The 19266-nt window shown below is 39.3% G+C and carries 20 protein-coding genes; all 20 read right to left on the bottom strand.

Annotated elements, in window-relative coordinates; genetic code table 11:
* Window positions 1-18 precede the first annotated feature (18 nt).
* Entirely contained in the window at window positions 19-1917 is a 1899-nt protein-coding gene (locus AC1DU2_RS00520; protein ID WP_477382326.1) for a DUF1800 domain-containing protein, read from the bottom strand.
* A 155-nt stretch (window positions 1918-2072) separates the two neighbouring features.
* Window positions 2073-3290 carry an L-2-hydroxyglutarate oxidase gene (gene lhgO / locus AC1DU2_RS00525; protein ID WP_477382327.1) on the bottom strand — a complete coding sequence of 406 codons (1218 nt, stop codon included), beginning with the start codon at window positions 3288-3290 and terminating at the stop codon, window positions 2073-2075.
* 149 nt (window positions 3291-3439) lie between these two features.
* The gene (gene rfbA / locus AC1DU2_RS00530; protein WP_477364816.1) at window positions 3440-4300 is read right to left on the bottom strand and encodes a glucose-1-phosphate thymidylyltransferase RfbA; all 861 of its coding nucleotides are present in this window, start codon (window positions 4298-4300) and stop codon (window positions 3440-3442) included.
* A gap of 17 nt (window positions 4301-4317) precedes the next feature.
* Window positions 4318-5205, bottom strand: a complete 888-nt coding sequence (gene rfbD, locus AC1DU2_RS00535) for a dTDP-4-dehydrorhamnose reductase (RefSeq protein WP_477382506.1) — start codon at window positions 5203-5205, stop codon at window positions 4318-4320.
* Between the two features lie 18 nt (window positions 5206-5223).
* Window positions 5224-5778, bottom strand: a complete 555-nt coding sequence (gene rfbC, locus AC1DU2_RS00540) for a dTDP-4-dehydrorhamnose 3,5-epimerase (protein ID WP_477364813.1) — start codon at window positions 5776-5778, stop codon at window positions 5224-5226.
* Window positions 5779-6143: 365 nt separating this feature from the next.
* Window positions 6144-7070, bottom strand: a complete 927-nt coding sequence (gene fcl, locus AC1DU2_RS00545) for a GDP-L-fucose synthase (RefSeq protein WP_477364810.1) — start codon at window positions 7068-7070, stop codon at window positions 6144-6146.
* A gap of 5 nt (window positions 7071-7075) precedes the next feature.
* Window positions 7076-8191 (bottom strand): GDP-mannose 4,6-dehydratase, encoded by a 1116-nt coding sequence (gene gmd, locus AC1DU2_RS00550; RefSeq protein ID WP_477364807.1) that lies wholly within the window; start codon window positions 8189-8191, stop codon window positions 7076-7078.
* Between the two features lie 35 nt (window positions 8192-8226).
* Entirely contained in the window at window positions 8227-9090 is an 864-nt protein-coding gene (locus AC1DU2_RS00555) for an aldo-keto reductase family protein (RefSeq protein ID WP_439699152.1), read from the bottom strand.
* A 6-nt stretch (window positions 9091-9096) separates the two neighbouring features.
* On the bottom strand, window positions 9097-10107 hold the full coding sequence (locus AC1DU2_RS00560; protein ID WP_439699153.1) for a Gfo/Idh/MocA family protein: 1011 nt from the start codon (window positions 10105-10107) through the stop codon (window positions 9097-9099).
* A 52-nt stretch (window positions 10108-10159) separates the two neighbouring features.
* Entirely contained in the window at window positions 10160-10828 is a 669-nt protein-coding gene (locus AC1DU2_RS00565) for a cyclase family protein (RefSeq protein ID WP_477364800.1), read from the bottom strand.
* Between the two features lie 21 nt (window positions 10829-10849).
* Window positions 10850-11956 (bottom strand): acyltransferase family protein, encoded by a 1107-nt coding sequence (locus AC1DU2_RS00570; protein WP_477364797.1) that lies wholly within the window; start codon window positions 11954-11956, stop codon window positions 10850-10852.
* Between the two features lie 47 nt (window positions 11957-12003).
* Window positions 12004-13104: a 6-hydroxymethylpterin diphosphokinase MptE-like protein gene (locus AC1DU2_RS00575; protein ID WP_477364794.1), complete on the bottom strand. Its 1101-nt coding sequence runs from the start codon at window positions 13102-13104 to the stop codon at window positions 12004-12006.
* Between the two features lies 1 nt (window position 13105).
* Window positions 13106-13300 (bottom strand): hypothetical protein, encoded by a 195-nt coding sequence (locus tag AC1DU2_RS00580; protein ID WP_477382328.1) that lies wholly within the window; start codon window positions 13298-13300, stop codon window positions 13106-13108.
* A 340-nt stretch (window positions 13301-13640) separates the two neighbouring features.
* Entirely contained in the window at window positions 13641-14093 is a 453-nt protein-coding gene (locus AC1DU2_RS00585) for a NanQ anomerase/TabA/YiaL family protein (RefSeq protein WP_477364787.1), read from the bottom strand.
* 7 nt (window positions 14094-14100) lie between these two features.
* Window positions 14101-15165, bottom strand: a complete 1065-nt coding sequence (locus AC1DU2_RS00590) for an AroB-related putative sugar phosphate phospholyase (cyclizing) (protein WP_477382329.1) — start codon at window positions 15163-15165, stop codon at window positions 14101-14103.
* The gene (locus tag AC1DU2_RS00595; protein ID WP_477382330.1) at window positions 15158-15919 is read right to left on the bottom strand and encodes an SDR family NAD(P)-dependent oxidoreductase; all 762 of its coding nucleotides are present in this window, start codon (window positions 15917-15919) and stop codon (window positions 15158-15160) included. The genes AC1DU2_RS00590 and AC1DU2_RS00595 overlap by 8 nt, the downstream gene beginning before the upstream one ends.
* Window positions 15920-15928: 9 nt before the next feature.
* Window positions 15929-16534, bottom strand: a complete 606-nt coding sequence (locus AC1DU2_RS00600) for a D-sedoheptulose-7-phosphate isomerase (RefSeq protein WP_477364777.1) — start codon at window positions 16532-16534, stop codon at window positions 15929-15931.
* A gap of 32 nt (window positions 16535-16566) precedes the next feature.
* A complete protein-coding gene (locus tag AC1DU2_RS00605; RefSeq protein ID WP_477364773.1) occupies window positions 16567-17559 on the bottom strand; it encodes a Gfo/Idh/MocA family protein in 993 nt (330 codons plus the stop codon).
* A gap of 8 nt (window positions 17560-17567) precedes the next feature.
* Window positions 17568-18485 (bottom strand): phosphoglycerate dehydrogenase, encoded by a 918-nt coding sequence (locus AC1DU2_RS00610; RefSeq protein WP_477364770.1) that lies wholly within the window; start codon window positions 18483-18485, stop codon window positions 17568-17570.
* Window positions 18486-18537: 52 nt separating this feature from the next.
* On the bottom strand, window positions 18538-19257 hold the full coding sequence (locus tag AC1DU2_RS00615; protein WP_477364767.1) for an acylneuraminate cytidylyltransferase family protein: 720 nt from the start codon (window positions 19255-19257) through the stop codon (window positions 18538-18540).
* Window positions 19258-19266: the final 9 nt, after the last annotated feature.

Below are 19266 nucleotides of genomic sequence, written 5' to 3' on the forward strand. Positions count from 1 at the left end.
CTTGTGCATTTTATCAAATTAACGTCGTTGGTATTCCGGCGATCCGATGATAATACCAACTACCTGGGCCATCATTGATTTTACCTCATCGGGCTTAGGCATTACTTGTATTCTGGCTTTTTTGCCCGTGGTTTCGCCCACCATTGATAAGGCATCTTTAACCGGCGGCGCAGTAATATTGCTTGCCTTATCTACCTTAACCACCAGCTGCGGATCATTGAGCATCGGGGTTAATTGTTTTATGGTGTTATCCAGTGGCCGTTCGGGCATAATAAGTTTGCTATAGGTAACAAGCGCCGCCTGGCTACTTTCGGGCTCGTGGCCTTTGTTTAATTTCAACAAATCGAATTTAATTCCTGGTATGCGCCCCGTGGCAAAAGCCAGCCCAAAATTCATCCGGCTAAGTAAAGCGCCTGTATTTATCCAGTACTGGCCCTTATCCGGGAAGCCGGTTGGCGCCTGGTAGTAATATACTTTTTCGCCCATGCGGTTTATCCAGGTATATAACTGGTATGGTTGTGTCACCTGGGCGTTTAAGCTACGCACCGTATTTATGGCCAGCTCAAACGGCGATTTTGTTTTCTCGCGCAAGGCAGATGCCGACCAAAACTCCGGCGCCGATACCATCGTAATTAAAACCTGTTTAACATCGCCATTACTGTTTAAAAAGGTTTTGGCCATTTTATCAATTAAACTTTGTGGCGGTATGTCGCTCACAAACCTTACCGCCAACTTACGCGATATAAATTTTGCTGTAGATGGATGATTTGCCAGCATATTCAATAATTGCACACCCTCATCGTAACCGCCGTTGGGGCCAAAGTGCCGGCCTAATACAACCTTCCCGCTGCTATCGTGGCGGCCCGGGGTGAATAAAAAGTCGCCGTCATGCACCATTCCATCAGCAATAATACCCCTATCTATAACTTTTGATATAATATCGTTTCCCTTGCTATAATCGCCCATAGGGTATACCGACCAACCTGTAAGCACCTTAGCCGCCTGGGTAACATCCTGCTGGCTGTACCCGCCATCAACACCAAGGGTATGCAGTTCCATTACTTCGCGGGCATAGTTTTCATTAAGGCCACGTTGCTGCCTTGCTTTTTTTAACTTGTTAAGTACCATGGCTTGCTTGGTTGTATCAGCAAACACCAATTTGAGTGTTATTTTAGGCTTCTCTGGCAGGGCAGATGCGCTGCTAAAATTATCCAGGTAATACAACATAGCCGGCGATTTGGCTGTGGCCAACAACAAATCATTAAACTTACCCAACGCATTGGGCCTGATAACATCGCGCTCATAATCGGGAATAAACTGGGCGCATTCATTTTTAGTAATGGATACGTTGAAATGGTTAAACCAAAAACTAGTCATCACTTCCTGCAGCTGGTTATTTGTATAGGCTGCCCTTAGTATTTTTTGATTGATGAACTGCCGGAACAACTCCTGCTGCGGCTTCATGCCATTTTGAACCATATAGTCTTGCAGCAACTTTTTATACTCTGGCCTGTTACTTTGAATTGAATCTTTATTGATAAACCCATCTTTTACGGCCCGCCGGGCTACAATACCTGGCCGGGGATAGATATCAACAATTTGGCTATTGCTTAATTTAAGTGCGTCAAAACTATCCAGCGCATGGTTAAGGGAATCATCGGGTAGTTTAGCATCCAGTTGTTCGCTAAACCATTTTTCCAAGCCCTCGCGGGCTACGGCCTCAACCTGGCCCGGCGTGGCGCCATAGGTAAAACGGCTTAGTAAATGTGCCGCTGCCTGATCTTTGCTTAAACCAGCCTGTTTATAGGGAAATTTATGAATTTCATTTGGGTTATCGCGATCATAAAAGGACGAAAAAATAAGCAAACCACCAATGAGCGCAAACACCGGCAGTATCAAACCTTTTAATGATTTCATAAATGAATTATTTTCGTTTACAATTCTATGACCAGGAGCAGCTGTGATAGTTTAATCCAAATGTAACAGGACTTTGTAACAAATATGTGCAGGAATTATAAAAACTAAAAAGCCCGCAAATAGTTTGCCGGCTTTTTATGGAAGTTTTGAAAACACTAATAAAAACCAAACTGGCCTGCAGCCATATCGGCAATTGCATTGCCAATAGCTAATGATGCCGTTGCCGCCGGTGATGGGGCGTTGATAACATGCAGCATATTATCCTTGGCCTCAATTTTAAAATCATCAAGGGTTTCGCCTTCGGCAGATATGGCCATCGCCCTTACGCCGGCGCGGCCGGGCTGCAAATCGTCCATTGTAAGGCTGGGAATGAGTTGTTGCAGGCCGGTTAAAAAACGTTTTTTTGAAAACGCGCGCCGGTACTCATCAAGTCCAAAACGCCAGTGTTTTGTAAACAGGTTCCATGTACCTTTAAATTTTAAAGCCTCGATAGTATCGCCTAACGAAAAATCGGTTTTACCGTATCCTTCGCGCTTAAATACAAATACAGCGTTGGGGCCGCACTCTACGGTACCGTCAATCATTCGCGTAAAATGTACGCCAAGGAAAGGGAACTCGGGATTTGGAACCGGGTAGATAAGGTTTTTCACTTTGCTTTTCCCCTGTTCGGTCAAATCAAAATAATCGCCCCTGAAGCCAACTATATGGGCCTCGCTTGGTGCACCGGCACCAGCGGCCAGCCTATCGGCCTGCAATCCGCCCGCGGTTATCAAATATTTTGTATTAAAGGTGCCTTTACTGGCTACAACGGTAGTATAGCCGGTGTGGTGTTCAAAGGCCGTTGCAGCGCAATTGGTAAGCACCTTGCTCTGGGGGAATTTAGCCTCAAACAATTCGCGGTATTTACGGGTAACGGCAGCAAAGCCAATAATACCGGTACAAGGCACCCAGATGCCTTCAATCCCTTCGCAATAAGGTTCAATTTCTTTGATCTTTTCGGCACTTATCTTTTCGATACCTTCTACACCATTGGCGATACCATTGTTGAACACCTTATTCATGTATTCCAATTCGGATTGTTTGGTGGCTACAATGATCTTTCCGCAAATGTCATGAGGTACGTTATGCTCTTTTGCGAACGCAACCAGTTCCCGGCGGCCATTTACACATAATTTAGCCTTATAAGAATTAGGTTTATAGTAGATACCCGAATGTATAACTCCCGAATTATGACCCGTTTGATGGGCGGCCACTTCACTCTCCTTCTCCAGCACCAGGATTTTTTTATCCGGGTTGCGGGTATTGATCTTGTAGGCTGTTGCCATACCTACTATGCCACCACCTACGATAACGAGGTCATATAAATTTTCCATAGTTTGTTTACGCTACGTAACCCTAACAGCATTGATATTTGGTAATACTTCCCGCTTTTAAGGCAACCCAAAAATACAAAAAACGGACTGACGCAAGTCAATCCGTTTTCATTTTTATAAAGCTCTGTATAATTTTAGGTTCCCTGATACTATTGTTGTATGCTTTGAATATACTTGCCGTAACCGCTTTTAATATACTTTTGAGCTAATGCCTGCAGGGCTTCGTAATTGATGAATCCCATGCGGTAAGCAACTTCTTCTATACAGCCTATTTTGGTTGCCTGTCGTTTTTCAATTACACGTACAAATTCAGTGGCATCGCTCAATGAATCAAAAGTACCTGTATCAAGCCATGCGGTACCCCTATCCATGACACCTACATGCAATTGCTCATTTTCGAGATACACTCTGTTTACATCGGTAATTTCAAATTCGCCCCTTGGCGAAGCCGGAATATTTTTGGCTATTTCAACTACCTGGTTATCGTAAAAATAAAGGCCGGGAACCGCATAGGATGATTTAGGCTTCAATGGCTTCTCTTCTATCGAAACAGCTTTAAAATTTTTATCAAATTCAACCACGCCATAACGCTCAGGATCAGCAACGGGGTAGGCAAATATTGCGGCCCCTTTTACGTCATTAAAACTTTGCATTAATGTGCTAAAGCCCGATCCGTAAAATATATTATCACCAAGTACCAAAGCTACTTTATCAGTTCCAATAAAATCGGCTCCAATTACAAAAGCCTGGGCAAGCCCGTTTGGCACTTCCTGTACGGCAAATTCAAAGCGGCAGCCAAGCTCGCTTCCATCACCCAGCAAGCGTACAAAGCCAGGCTGATCTTCGGGCGTGGTTATAATTAATATCTCATTTATCCCGGCCAGCATCAATACCGACAAAGGATAATAAATCATTGGTTTATCATAAATAGGCATCAGCTGCTTACTGATTGCTTTGGTAATTGGATATAGGCGGGTTCCGGAACCGCCTGCCAGGATAATTCCTTTCATATGAGTATCGGTTAGATTTATTGTACAGATTCAAGCGCTTTAATACAAACTATAAGACTATCACGCCAATACGGAATACTAATGCCAAATGTTTTTTTTATTTTGGATTTATCCATTACAGAAAAAGCAGGCCTTGCAGCCCTTGTAGGGTATTCACTTGTACGTATTGGATAAGTAGTTACCTGTGTATTTGATATATCAAATATACCCTTGGCAAAATCGTACCAGGAGGTAACACCCTCATTGCTATAATGATAAGTACCATAATTATTTTTACCAGAAGTAATAATGTCCAATATCACGCCCGCCAAATCAATGCCATAAGTTGGCGTGCCTACCTGGTCGGCAATGATCTTCAACTCGTCCCTTTCGGCGCCAAGCTTAAGCATCGTTTTAACAAAATTATTGGCAAATTCAGAGTACAACCAACTGGTGCGGATAATGTAATGCGCCGGCAATATAGCGGCAACATCCTGCTCGCCTTCCAATTTAGTAAGGCCATAAATGCTTATCGGTTCGGCAATATCGTCTTCAACAAGTGGGTTAGGTTTATCTCCTTTAAACACAAAATCAGTTGATATCTGTACCAATGCAGCGCCATGCGCCTTACATTGGATTGCCAAATTTTCGGCTCCTGTTTTATTGATTTTACGGGCAAGGTCAATATCGTCTTCTGCTTTATCTACGGCAGTGTAAGCCGCACAATTAATGACGTGCGTAGGCTTATATCGTTCAAATACTTTATTCAGCAAAACAGCATCAAGAATATTAGCCTCAGACTCCAGGGGGAAAAATATCGAAGTTATACCTTTAAGGGCGGCTACCTTTTTTAAACATTGCCCCAGCTGACCCGAAGCACCAAACACCACTATATTTTGCATATCGAAATTTATAATCTTAATTATCGGGGATAAATGTAATTATTAAAAGCCCAGATCGCCTGCATCTTTTAAAAATGGTAGCTCCAGATCTTTTTCAGACACTAACAGTTCACTTGTCGGCATACCCCAATCAACATTCAATTCCGGATCTGCATAATGTAAACCACCTTCGGCAGTTTTGTTATAATAATTATCGCATTTGTATTGAAAAACTGCCACATCGCTCAAAACAATAAAGCCATGTGCAAATCCCCGGGGGATAAAAAGTTGCTGATTGTTTTCTTCGGATAGCTTTACCGAAAAATGTTGCCCATAGGTAGCTGATCCGGTCCTCAGATCAACAGCTACATCCAATACCTCTCCTTTTGTAACCCTTACCAGCTTTGCCTGTGCATATTCGCCTTTTTGAAGATGTAAGCCTCTGAGTACACCTTTGGTTGAATAGGATTGATTATCCTGAACAAAATTAACTTCGTAGCCCAGTGCTTTATTGAAATTTTGTTCATTGTATGATTCAAAAAAATATCCCCGATCATCATTAAATATCCTGGGGCTAATAACTATACATCCCTGAAGAGAGCTTGGTATAATTGTCATAAAACGAGTATAAGTTATTTTACTATTATTAATTAGGCATTATACACAAAGCTAACCAATAACCTTGTGTAAATCGCCCTTGAAATTTATTTTTGATTATTGACGGTTTATTATTTATAAACGCCAACAGAAATAAAAGGTGGCCGGGTAACGACAGGAGATATTTCCACCGAGCAACCGGGAGGGCCAACCAAGCCATCAAATTTCATTCGGGTGTTTAGTTACAAAACAAGAATAGCGTAAACTAGCAAGCCCACATTATCAATTCAATAATGCGGGCTTTACTGGCTTTGAGTTTAAATTAGGCTTTGCCTTTGCGCCTTAGTCAACTGGCTTATTAAGTAAGCTGCTATTGCATTTTGACCCTATAGCTTAGTTAGAAAGTCGTTGTAGGCTAATTTAATTCCATCATTCAATTCTATAGTATGTTTCCATCCCTGGCTGTGAAGCTTGGTAACATCCATTAGTTTACGTGGCGTTCCATCGGGTTTTGTAACATCAAAATCAATATCGCCCTGATAACCAACAATCTCTTTAATTAATAACGCAAGTTCTTTGATAGAGACATCTTCGCCGGTGCCTATGTTAACCAATCCTTCTTCGTTATAGTTCTGCATTAGATAATAGCATGCTTCGGCAAGATCGTCTGCAAACAGGAATTCGCGCTTTGGAGATCCGGTACCCCAAATAGTTACATTTGGAGCATTCGCCTCTTTTGCTTCATGAAAACGACGTATCAGTGCCGGTAAAACGTGCGAGTTTTGCGGATGATAATTATCATTATAACCATACAAATTTGTAGGCATTACAGATATATAGTTACATCCATATTGTGCCCTGTAAGCATCGCACATTTTTATACCTGCAATTTTTGCGATAGCATAGGGTTCGTTTGTAGGCTCAAGCAACCCGGTTAACAGGTACTCTTCCTTTAAAGGCTGTGGCGCCATTTTAGGATAAATACAGCTCGAACCTAAAAACATGAGTTTTTTGACATGGTTTAGATAGGATTGATGAATTACATTGTTCTGTATTTGTAAATTATCATACAGAAACTCCGCACGATAAGTGTTGTTGGCTACTATCCCCCCAACTTTAGCGGCAGCAAGAAAAACATATTCCGGCTTTTCTTCGGCAAAAAAATCCGCTACCTGCTGCTGATTCCTTAAATCAAGGGTATCAGAAGTGCGGGTAACAAAATTGCTAAAACCCTCTTTAACCAGCTTGCGATATATTGCCGAGCCAACCATTCCACGATGGCCAGCAATATATATTTTAGCGTCTTTATTCATTGGGATTATTCAAATTGATTTTTAATTGTATAGCCAGATTCTTTTAACAATTTCTCTTTACGGAAATGGTTAACATCGGCATTCATCATGTCTTCTACCAACATTTTCAAATCATATTTAGGTGTCCACCCTAACAAGGTTTTTGATTTTGTAGGGTCGCCTATAAGTAATTCAACCTCTGTCGGGCGGAAATATTTAGGGTCGACAGCAACAACTTCTTTACCAATTTCAACCTGAAAATCGGGAGAATCGCACGATACTACGTAACCTTTTTCCTCAACTCCCCCGCCTTTAAACTCGATTGTTATACCTACTTCAGCAAAAGCCATTCTAACAAATTCACGTACGCGTGTAGTTACGCCGGTTGCTATTACATAGTCAGTAGGGGTTTCCTGCTGTAATATCAAATACATAGCCTCTACGTAATCCTTAGCATGGCCCCAATCGCGTTGTGCATCAAGGTTACCCAGGTATAATTTATCTTGTAATCCCATCGCTATTTTAGATGTAGCACGGGTAATTTTGCGGGTTACAAATGTTTCGCCCCGTAGTGGGCTTTCATGGTTAAATAATATACCATTACAAGCGTAGATGCCGTAAGCCTCACGATAGTTCACCGTTATCCAATAAGCATACATTTTAGCTACTGCGTAGGGCGAACGAGGGTAAAAAGGCGTAGTTTCTGATTGGGGAACTGCCTGAACCAAACCATACAACTCAGACGTAGATGCCTGGTATATTTTTGTTTTCTTCTCCAGGCCTAATATCCTGATAGCTTCCAATAACCGCAGGGTACCAATACCATCAGCATTTGCGGTATATTCGGGAGTATCAAAACTTACCTTAACATGCGACATTGCGCCCAGGTTATATATTTCATCCGGCTGTACTTGCTGGATTATCCTGATCAAATTGGTTGAATCGCTCAGGTCACCGTAGTGTAATGTAAGGCGCACGTTTGTATCATGAGGATCCTGGTATAAGTGATCAATCCTATCGGTGTTAAATAAAGAGCTTCTTCTTTTAATACCGTGTACCTCATATCCTTTTGATAATAACAGCTCGGTTAAATAAGCCCCGTCCTGACCGGTTATGCCTGTTAGTAAAGCTACTTTTTTCATTTAATTTTTTCTTTTAGTAAATACCTATACCTGAATTATTTCTTTGAATCGAAATAATTTATTGTCGAAACCGTGTTTTCAATGTTAGCTTTTGAAGATGCCCCGAATAATATCGATTCGATGTTTGGCAAGTTACATACATACTCCATTGCCTCTTTTGGTGCAATAGCACCACCGCCCAACACCTGCATAGCTATCGCCCTTAATTTACGTGTTTTTAACGTTTCTTCGTAAATTTCTTTACCGCCAGACATACGGAAACCAACTTTATTTATTGATGAACAGATAATTGGATTCTCAATGCCGCCTTTTTCAAGTACATCAAGCAGTTTTGGCATGTTCATGGTAATAAACCCGGCTTCGGCGTTATATTTCTTTTTAACATAGCTATGAAAACCTGTTAAAATTTCGTTGGCACCTAATCCCAGGAAAAGATCGGTAATAACATTTTGCAAAAACACCACAGGTGTATTTACACCTTTAAACATCTTCATTTCTGCATCAATCAAAAGTTCCATGATCGAGATAAAATCTTTTGACAAGAAAGCTACGCCGCCTTTAAATATAGTACCAAAAAGGTTACCCGGTACGTATTGCTTAATAGTGCCTGCGATGCCTAATTCTGTAACAGCATTAGCATACTTATGGGCATACGGCATGCACGGGTAAACTTTAAAGTCTTTATATTTTTCAGGATCCTTCCTTATTATTTCGCAGATGTTTGCAATCCTATCATGGGTTGTGCACATAAATGTATTAATACCCTGCGCTCTCGCTTCATCAAGCGTCTTTATAATGGCACTATCATCCTTGAATTTTATAGATTGTGCTCTTGATTTTTCGTCAGATATATGATTAACAGCAAAAAACTGGTTATCTCCAAAAAGAATTCTTTCCATAGTATTTTATTTAACGCTTTTTTTAATCAGATCAATAGCGCGGTCTGTATACCATGCACTTTGAAACGTGTTTATTGTATTTGGAACCTTACCTTCGACAGCTTTAATAAAATAATCAAGCTGTGCAGAATATTCTTCTCCACGTAAATAAAAATCTACTTCTTCTGTTAAATCAGTAATATATTTTACGTTCCAGCCTTTTGAGTATCCTTTGTATGCATTTTCATCTTTTAAAAATACTTTAAGCTCGTTGGCGTCAGAAACAATTTTTCCTTTGGTACCAATGATTGTTATCGAGGTAGACATTTTGCGATAAGTTTCATCACTCCAATTAACAGATAAAACTCCACTGAGTTTATTTGATAATTCAACCAAAGAATAAACTGCATCTTCCACATTTTTTGAATAGATAGACTTTAGCAGGCTACCTTTTACGGCAGTAACCGGTGCAAGGATGTCATTTAACAGGTCGATTACGTGTGATGCGTAATCAAGCAGGCAACCGCCACCTTCCGATGGATCTGAACGCCAGGTTTCCTGTTTTGCTTTAATCACCACCGGCCCGTATGATTCTGCCACAAAGTGATTAAGCTCGCCAAGGGCGCCGCTATTCACAATTTTTTTCACTTCACCAAACGTTCCAATAAATTTGTTGTGGTAACCAACCTGATTTACAACATTCTGTTTTGCAGCAAGTTTCACCAATTCTTCGCCTTCTGTTGCTGTTAAGCAAAACGGCTTTTCTGCGAAAATGTGAACTTTGCTATCCAGCAAATCCTTTATAATGCTGTAGTGGAATTTAGTAGGAACCGCCACTACTACTGCATCAGGTTTTACTTCGCTGATCATCTTCTTGTAATCAGTAAAACATTTAAAATTACAATACCTCGATAAAAAATCATTTACCATTTTTGAGGTATCACATACCCCGACAACTTCGACATCGGGATGAGCACCCAATATAGATAAATGAGATATACCCATTTTTCCGGCGCCGATAAGTGCAACTTTTACCATATTTTTCTTTTAATTTTTGAGGCAGATTATTTCTCTATTGTTTTTATTTATTTTATTTAGCAAAAATAGTAACAGCGCCTCCATTACCGTCTTCAACCATTAAAGGAGCAACTACTACTAAATCAATTTCATTTGGGGCCTTTAATAAGGCCATATCTTCTATTACCAGAATAGATTTTTTACCATCGGCAGGGCATAAAAATGCCTTATGACTTGCACGACCCTCTACCCGGAACTTCCATGAAGTAAGGGATATAAAATCAAATCCAACACAGCGCAAAGCAGGATATAACTCTCTAAAATAATCAGCGAGTTCAGGTGCCAACCCTGGATTATCGTTCCAATATTTGTCTTCTCCGCGATAATTCTCATACCCTGTCCTGATAAGCAAAAGTTCGGTATCCGGTTTTATCGTGGTAAGAGTTTTAAAATCCTCAATATCTATCAGCTTAGCCTCGGTACATGGGATATCAACGATCGATACTTTTTCATAAAAGTAATCCCGTATTGGAATTTCAAATGTTTTCTGTCCATTTTCGCAAAAATGGTGAGCTGAATCGATGTGGGTGCCAATATGGTTGTTTGAAAAAAACCAACACGACGTATTGGCTGTATCGCCCTTACTTATAGCCGAGTTCGTTTTGATAAAAACCCTATCCTTATCTCCATAGGCCGGAGTTAACTGTGATACGATGTGAGATAAAAGAAGATAATCCTGCATACTAATATATAAAATATTTAACTATTGCTCAACTTGTAATGAAGGTACGGTATCCTGTGCTTTGGACGCATCGCCCGTATGAGAACCAAATTTACGCCTTAATTTCATCACGGGTTTTTCAACCAGGTTATAACTGATTAAAGCCAGGATAAACGCCCCTGATAAACTTAAAACATAATAAGGTAATGATTTTGGGTTCATGTTGAAGTAAGTATCACATATACGATAAGCAATCAAATGAAACAGGTATAGTGAGTAACTGAGTTTACCAATAAACACCAATGGCTTAATGGACAAAAACCTGTTAATGAAAGCATACCTTTTCCCAAATAACATAGCAGGAATTATTGACATTAATGCTATACTTTGCGCCGAATACCTAAGTGTTTGCCTGAAAAATTCATTCCTGATAACTAAACTCATGAATAATACAACTAACGCACCTATAAATACTGGTAGAGATTCTGCAACTTTAAGATATACATTTTTTTTATCAAGCCATAATATCATGCTTGAAAGACAGCCCAATAATATCGAATCGGACCGGCACAATGATGCATTGTAGTTATACTTATATGAGAATTCGCTAAAGTGATAACTGTAACCTATGTAAACACGCAACAAAAGTGACGAAAGAACTATTAGCAACGTTAATATTATCAGCCATCGCGTGTTTCGCATAAACAAGCTAAAAAACAAGGGGAACACCAAATAGAAATGCTCTTCTACTGAAAGCGACCATATAATTCCAAGATTAGATTTTACTTCGGGATGAAATATCACAAAATAGTTTTCATAATAAAATATGGATGCTAACACCTCGCTTGGTAACAGCTTTTGATTTACAAGAAAAGCAAACACAAATGCAACTGCTATCATTAATAATAACGGCGGATATAAACGTAATAAGCGACGAATATAAAAATTCTTGAAATTTATATGTTGCCGTTTTTTAAACTCCTCTATAAGCAACCTTGTAATCAGAAACCCACTTATGAAAAAGAATATATTAACACCTAAACCGCCTGGAACATTCTTTTCAAATCCCAGATGTGCAAACAACACTAACAGTATGGACAAAGCCCTTGCACCATCAAGCGAGGATAAGTAATGGTTTTTCTCTGACATAACCTTGTTTCTTAATAATTAAAGCTCTATTAATATATAACTACTTTTTACAAAACAATAGGCTCAGTCCGTTTTATAAGCACATATGAGCCATTAAAGGGACCGTACGGAATGTGTGTTAATATAGACTTAGGAACCAATTTTGCACCTTCTTCACCGTCGATACGTACTTTATCGGCGTTTGGATCAAATGTTGCAGCCTCGGTTATATGAACGGCATCCTTAACAAGTTCGTCAAAGGTCAACACATCTTTACCATGAGCAACAGTTTCCATAAACAACCGCTCTTTCGTTTTATCATCGTAGTTTAAAACATCCAATAAATTCTGGCGTTCAAATACTTTTAGTTGAGGATCATAACCGAGGTTACGTATTTTCACGCCCAACTCCTCCAAAAAAACCCTGGCAACCTTAAACTTCTCAACCATTTCATACATTGGCTGATAGTGGTATTTTCTACCTTTTCCAAAGTATCTTGGATCGAAATGGTTAGGATCATCAGCCTGCGATATAAGTTCGCGGTTATTCTCGGTGCTTGTATTATGATCAGAAAAAGCAATAGAAGCATCCACTCCTAAAAGGTATATCTCTTTAAAGCCAAGATAAGCCATAATCTGCAAACCAGCATTTACAACAGTGTTATTGATACCGCATTCAGGCAAATTTGTAGTAAACCCTGGCTTATCTGTTTTTATCCAAAGTACATTGTCCCGCTTTTTAACATACTTCTGAAAGTTAATGTTATATGGATGTATATCGGGGAAAAAACCATAATCAACATTTGGTAATATTTCCGCATTTAATTCCTGCACTACATCCCTGATAACCAAGTCATCAGTAATCATGTAAAAGTTTGGAGTCCAGCCATTGCGCTCAAACATTAGGTTTATACGGTTAAAACACAACGTATACTCATTTTTTAAAAGATACAATGGCGTTTTGTTTAAGCTTGGTCCGTTACCGATAACAAATACTCTTTTGCCCTCATATTTGCCTTTCATACTTTTCCATTTCTCGATATTTTCCAGATCTGGTTTTGAAAAAAGACGTTTAGCTTTTACAATTGCGTATTTGTAAAACCTTGTAAAGACCATTTTAGGGCCATGGTTTTTTAAAGAATGATATGCGATACTTAAAATAGCCTTCATGTTAGTTGTTTCCCGTTTTTAAATTCATTTTCTGCGTTGCCTTTATATCCTTAAATAAAAAGCCGATATTGAAAGCTATAAAATTGTAGCCAGCCCCGGCCAAAATATCTATACTCCACCGATGTGGTATAGTTGCACATGAGCCCAATGCGGTTTCATTATTCTTGATTTTTTTCTTTAAGGTTATATCTTTCATTTTGATAGTTTAATTATCTATGCCGGGTAATACCGTTACGGCGTCGCCGTTACCAGCTTCAAAAAACATCAGGACAACAATAACAGATTTGATACTGCTGCAATGTGTCACAAAACATCTTTTTAATCACCAAGATAGTTTTGCCTCCATCCCCGGACAAAGAAAAGCTTTATGGCTTATCTGCCCACGTACCCTGAAACTCCAGGACATAAGTAACATAATTTCCAATCATCATCTATTAATAATCGGCCAATTCTGCATTTAAACCCGGCCTATCATTCCAATATTCTTCTTCATACCGAAATTCTCAAGACCCATTCTTAAGCTATTCTTCTCCCTACTAAATAGCTATTTTTATCGTTATCTTTTTAATAAACTGCGGTTCGTCAACAAAATGCTGCGGACCGTGGCCGTCTTCGGGAAACATAATGGCAAATATTCCTTCGCCAATATCAACATGTGTTCCACGGGGTGAAGGATCTTTGTAAAAAGTGCGGTCATGCTCCTCACTATAAGGAATGTTTACATTCATACCTTCAATAGGTGACCATTTAACCCGTTCGAGGCCTCTGATAGGATACTGAATGTCAATCACATGTTTATGAGCTTCGTAGCCTCTTTCAAATTTTTCAACAGTATAATACTCGCTAACAATAGCTTTCACGTTATCATTGATCGGGTAAGTGCCAACTTCAATATCAGCAGTAGCATTTTTTAAATATTGCAGCCCTAAATAAATGTCAGCAGAGATGCCTTTATAAATATCAATGTTCTTTAATTTATCAACTATCATCGTATGCTTAGTTTAATTCGTTTGTAAAATACTCGTTTAACCACCCTATGAACTGCTCATCCATGGGTCTCATGTCCTTAAATATTTTTCCATAACCTTTATTAAGAATCAGGCCTAATATTTTACCAACGTTCTTTTTGTCTTTGCTTAATGCAGATGCAAACTTATCAAGCGAGATATCGTTGATAGTAGTTCCAGCCCATATCTGCTGTAACAACTCCCTGATATTTTGGCGAATTGAATTATCGATATACCCCAATTTTACTGATACGAAGTTAGCCATATCCATACCATAACTTACTGCAATTCCGTGTGGGATGCGATAATTAGTCAGTGATTCAATGGCGTGCCCAAATGAGTGCCCGTAATTAAATACAAGACGCTCGTTTTTATCAAACTCGTCTCTTTCAATATACCCCTTCTTTATCTCCAGGCTTCTGTTTATAATGCCGGCTAAAACTTTTTTATCAACAAGGGCTTGCGCATATTCATTTTTAAATCTTGTAAAGTCTTCTTCGCCAGATACAATGAAATAATGGCACATTTCGCCCATACCTGATTTTAAGTCCCATAATGAAAGCGTATTTAAAAAATCCAGGTTAATAAATATTTCATTGGGCGGGTAAAAGCCTCCGAGTTGGTTTTTGTATTTGTTAAAATTAATGGAGGTTTTACTTCCGATGCAACTATCACCCTGAGCAAGTAACGAGGTAGGAAAAAAGTACCAATCAACACCACGGTACATAATTGATGCTATAAACGCTGTAGCATCCTGAGTTATTCCCCCACCAATAGCTATTAACCTATGATTTTTTCTGAAACCATTATCTATCAGGCTTTCAATGATGGGCATTACGCCTTGATAGCTTTTAACATTTTCCGAAGCATCGATACCAATATGCCAATACAAATCAAGTACTGGCTGAAGCATATCCTTGTACAGCTCTTTTATTTTATTATCGATGATAATTACATCACCTTCTTTAAGTTGCTGAAGTAACACAGCTTGAGTATCGTCAATAAACTGTACACTATAGTCGTGAACAATTGATTTTATTTTAAAATTATACATTGGTATATCCTCCGTCAACAATTATATTTTGACCAGTTAAATAACTATTTAAATCACTACTTAAAAAAAGTATAACATTGGCTATTTCTACTGGCTGGGCCATTCTGTTCATTGGAATTATTTCTGTCAGTTTCTGCAAATCGTCGGCAGAATTTGTAGTTGCCGTAAGTTCGGTAAGTGTAAACCCTGGCGCTACTGCGTTTACCAATATATTATCCTTCCCTAACTCAACCGCCAATGTTTTAGTAAGCCCAACAATTGCGTTTTTATTAGTGGCATAAACAGACCGGCCGGGCCGGGTAATAGCACTCCAAATGGATGTGATATTAACTATTCGTCCGTACCCGTTCTTTTTCATGAGTTTGCTCACTTCCCGGCACAGTACATATGGCCCCTTTACATTAACGCTATGAAGCAAATCAAAATCGGCATTGGTAGTATCTACGTTAAGCGCAACCTTGTTAATTCCTGCGTTATTGATGAGCACATCTATCTTATCAAATTTATCTAGCTTTAATAAAAATTGTTCAACCGATTGCTGATTGGTAAAATCAAGTTGCAAATAACTTATTTTGTCACCATTATTATCGGCGTTTAGCTGATCAATTTCTGATGCATTCGTACCCGTTAAAATTACAGAACAACCAGCATCAAGAAAGCGATCTGCAATGGCTTTTCCAATTCCCCTGGTGCCGCCGGTTATAAGCGCTACCTTACCTGTAAAATCAATTTTAACGTTAGATATACTATCCATATTAATTGATTATTTAGCGGTAAGTGCTAAAAATTCCTCATCGGTTGAAAGGTAGTTAACGATGACGTGATTTAAAATCATGTGAACATCCTCAATTGGGCCATAATCTCCTTTAGGGTTTGGCGTATATAACGATATCGACGAAATATCATTCAATTTTCCACCTAAAAAGCCTACAAACGCAATGGAGGTACCCCCCAATTCGTTGGCATACTCCGCTGCCTTAACCAGGTTAGGTGAATTTCCACTTGCTGATATTGCAATTAAAACATCACCAGAAACAAACTGGCCGCGCATTTGCTCAACAAAAACGTCATCAAAGTTATTGTCGTTACCGATGGCGGTAATCATAGGTACGTTATCAGTTAAAGCGATAATCTTCGGACGAAACTTAGAGAAATAACGAACGAAAAACCTAAAATCAGCTTGCATGTGCGATGCCGTAGCCGCGCTGCCGCCATTACCAACAACATAAATAGTATTGCCGTTTTTAAAGGCAGTAATCATGGCTGTAATTACCTGCTCAAGTTTCGCAACCTCAATCTTATTTAAGATATCTGTCAAACGGGTGATATAGTCGCCCAGATAGCTTTTAACTTTTTCTTGTCTTTCCATTGTAATAGATTTTTATTTTTTATAAGTTATGATTAAAACTCTTTTTGTTCGTATACTTTATCTATGATGCGCATCAGTTTGTATGCATCATCTGAATTACCGATGGTTACAGCTTTATCGTCGATAATTGAATCAAAAAAGTGATTCATTTCATAACGCCAGCTATTATTATCAACGTATTTGGTTATAACTTCATCTTTCCAAGTAGCCGCAGGTGCTGTAGATCTGTTTTTAGCAATAGACAGCGTTTCTTCACCGTACGACATTGAAGACGTAATAAGACCATTTAGCACCATGTATCCTTTTTCAAGAAAAATTTCGAGGGAAAACAGATGGCGCCACTGAGACATTGTTGAATGTAGCGATGCCACCTTGCCTGTAGCCGATTCTTTGAGAATAACAAAAGCATTATCCTCAACATCCATATGCCAATATAAATTTGAAACTTCTGCTTTGACCACGTCAAAATCACCCGAAAGGTGCAGGAATAAATCAAGCATGTGAATACCCTGATCCATCAAAATACCACCGCCGGCTAATTCCTTTTTAGCTCTCCACTGGTTAAAATAATCATTTGTAACACTTTTACCGTAACGACCACGTAGCCATAAAACTTTTCCATATTCGCCGCTATCAATAAGCTTTTTAATATGCATTACGCTATCATGATGGCGATGATTAAATCCGTACATCAGTTTTTTACCACTTTCAGTTTCGGCCTGCTTTATTTCAAGTATATCGGCCCCGGTGAAAGCAGGAGGTTTTTCGCAGAAAACATGTTTACCAGCGTTTAATGCCCTTATAGTTAAATCTTTATTTAAAAAATTAGGCGTACAAACAATTATTATATCAATATCCGCATGATTAATAATCTGCTCATGGCTGATATTAGGAATCCCATTCACTTCCGGCTCTGCATTGGGTTCGGATATCGCTATCACTGTACCCTTTTTAATTTCATCTATGGCCTGGTGGCGAATTTTGCCCATTACACCATAGCCTATTATGCCAACTTTATAATCCATCAATAGTATTATTTTAGTGTGTTAATTAAATTTTTTACTGCGTCAATTTCCATCAGCAACTTCCCTTCTTCTGCATATGAACCTAAATGAGGAGTAAGCACCACATTATCAAGATCGCATAAGGGCCCTGCGTACGGCTCCGTCGAGAAAACATCAATTGCCGCACCAGCTAATTTATTAGCCGCAAGGGAATTGTATAATGCCTCTTCATCAACTATACCTCCACGCGATATATTTATTAAAAATGATCCAGGTTTCATCACCGACAATTCATTGACACCTATAACTGCCGAGCCGTCCTCGTTCCCAGGAACATGAATAGTCAGAATATCTGCTTTAGCCAATAGCGTTTCCATATCTGTAATTTCAACGCCATTATTTAACGCCCACTCCTTGTCAGCATAAGGATCATAACCAATCACCGGATTTCCAATCCCTCTGAATAATTGAGAAACAAGTTTACCAATACGCCCCAAACCAACAACACCAACAACCTTGTTAAGTACAAGATTACCTACTTGTTTTTTCCAAACTTTATTTTTAAGATCATAGTGAGCTTGAGGAATCTTCCTTAACAGGGCAAGTGTCATGGCCAACGTCAGTTCAGCTACAGCCCTGGTTGGACCATCCGGAGTATTTGTTACAGTTATGCCCTTTTTAGCGGCATAGCTTAAATCCACACTATCCATACCAATACCAACCCGGCTAATACATTTTAGTTTTGGCAGTGCATCCATAACCCTTGCGGTGAGTGGTTCAACGCCGGCTACTATACCAATACAATCTGCAGCTAACTCTATAACCTCGTCTTCTGTTAGTTTTCTGCCGTAAGGATTATTAATTACTTCGTAACCGTTTTGGACAAGCAGATCTACAGGTTCATTTCCAACTTGGCCAAAAGACGAGGGCGAGGTTAATATTTTCATAGTATAAATTATTATTTTCTGTTACAATTATTACGCGTAAAATGTGGCACCTTTACTCTTTTGCCCAGTACTTTGGTGCGATATCCTGGGTTGACTGATGTTTTCTGGCGATCAAGAGCGCTTCTGCAAGTCTAAAATCCTTCTCCTCGCTTACCTTTACTGCCACTAATGGATCAAGGGGCCAAAAAAGCCTGTTTATACCAAAATATCCACTGCGGTTATTTTCGTACAATTTTCTAAAAACATTGGCATTCCATATAGTTACCGCCCAATTACATATTGTAATTACCTGATTATTTTGCGACGGGGCAAGCGGTCCGTCAACTACAATATTTATTGGTTCATTATTAACAAATGACTGCATTTGTGTTTGTGTACACCCAATAAGTGTATCCGCATCTGATGCTGCATATGCCTCAAGTGCACCCTGGATATCAACCTGCCTGATAAGAGGGCAAACAGGATTAATGAGCACCAGGGTATCCGGATTTTTGGCATTAATAAAATCATAGGTAAAATCCTCGCCCGTTGCATCGTCTCCACCCAATAACGCCGGCCGCCGATATACTTTGCAATTCAAACTTTCAGCGATTGCCGCAATTGAATCATCATCGGTGTTTACATACACCTCATCTAATAGGTTACTATTCAAACCGCTTTCAATGCTATAAGCAATCATCGGTTTGCCATCCATATACCTAAGATTTTTTGATTGTACTCTTTTGCTTCCCCCTCTTGCGGGTATATGAGCTATTACTTTACCTAATTTCATATAATGAGA

The sequence above is a fragment of the Mucilaginibacter sp. P4_C11 genome, from assembly GCF_056402115.1.

Coding starts and splice junctions, on each gene's coding strand:
- AC1DU2_RS00520 (WP_477382326.1), bottom strand. CDS start 1,917: ATGAAATCATTAAAAGGTTTGATACTGCCGGTGTTTGCGCTCATTGGT.
- lhgO (WP_477382327.1), bottom strand. CDS start 3,290: ATGGAAAATTTATATGACCTCGTTATCGTAGGTGGTGGCATAGTAGGT.
- rfbA (WP_477364816.1), bottom strand. CDS start 4,300: ATGAAAGGAATTATCCTGGCAGGCGGTTCCGGAACCCGCCTATATCCA.
- rfbC (WP_477364813.1), bottom strand. CDS start 5,778: ATGACAATTATACCAAGCTCTCTTCAGGGATGTATAGTTATTAGCCCC.
- fcl (WP_477364810.1), bottom strand. CDS start 7,070: ATGAATAAAGACGCTAAAATATATATTGCTGGCCATCGTGGAATGGTT.
- gmd (WP_477364807.1), bottom strand. CDS start 8,191: ATGAAAAAAGTAGCTTTACTAACAGGCATAACCGGTCAGGACGGGGCT.
- AC1DU2_RS00555 (WP_439699152.1), bottom strand. CDS start 9,090: ATGGAAAGAATTCTTTTTGGAGATAACCAGTTTTTTGCTGTTAATCAT.
- AC1DU2_RS00560 (WP_439699153.1), bottom strand. CDS start 10,107: ATGGTAAAAGTTGCACTTATCGGCGCCGGAAAAATGGGTATATCTCAT.
- AC1DU2_RS00565 (WP_477364800.1), bottom strand. CDS start 10,828: ATGCAGGATTATCTTCTTTTATCTCACATCGTATCACAGTTAACTCCG.
- AC1DU2_RS00570 (WP_477364797.1), bottom strand. CDS start 11,956: ATGTCAGAGAAAAACCATTACTTATCCTCGCTTGATGGTGCAAGGGCT.
- AC1DU2_RS00575 (WP_477364794.1), bottom strand. CDS start 13,104: ATGAAGGCTATTTTAAGTATCGCATATCATTCTTTAAAAAACCATGGC.
- AC1DU2_RS00580 (WP_477382328.1), bottom strand. CDS start 13,300: ATGAAAGATATAACCTTAAAGAAAAAAATCAAGAATAATGAAACCGCA.
- AC1DU2_RS00585 (WP_477364787.1), bottom strand. CDS start 14,093: ATGATAGTTGATAAATTAAAGAACATTGATATTTATAAAGGCATCTCT.
- AC1DU2_RS00590 (WP_477382329.1), bottom strand. CDS start 15,165: ATGTATAATTTTAAAATAAAATCAATTGTTCACGACTATAGTGTACAG.
- AC1DU2_RS00595 (WP_477382330.1), bottom strand. CDS start 15,919: ATGGATAGTATATCTAACGTTAAAATTGATTTTACAGGTAAGGTAGCG.
- AC1DU2_RS00600 (WP_477364777.1), bottom strand. CDS start 16,534: ATGGAAAGACAAGAAAAAGTTAAAAGCTATCTGGGCGACTATATCACC.
- AC1DU2_RS00605 (WP_477364773.1), bottom strand. CDS start 17,559: ATGGATTATAAAGTTGGCATAATAGGCTATGGTGTAATGGGCAAAATT.
- AC1DU2_RS00610 (WP_477364770.1), bottom strand. CDS start 18,485: ATGAAAATATTAACCTCGCCCTCGTCTTTTGGCCAAGTTGGAAATGAA.
- AC1DU2_RS00615 (WP_477364767.1), bottom strand. CDS start 19,257: ATGAAATTAGGTAAAGTAATAGCTCATATACCCGCAAGAGGGGGAAGC.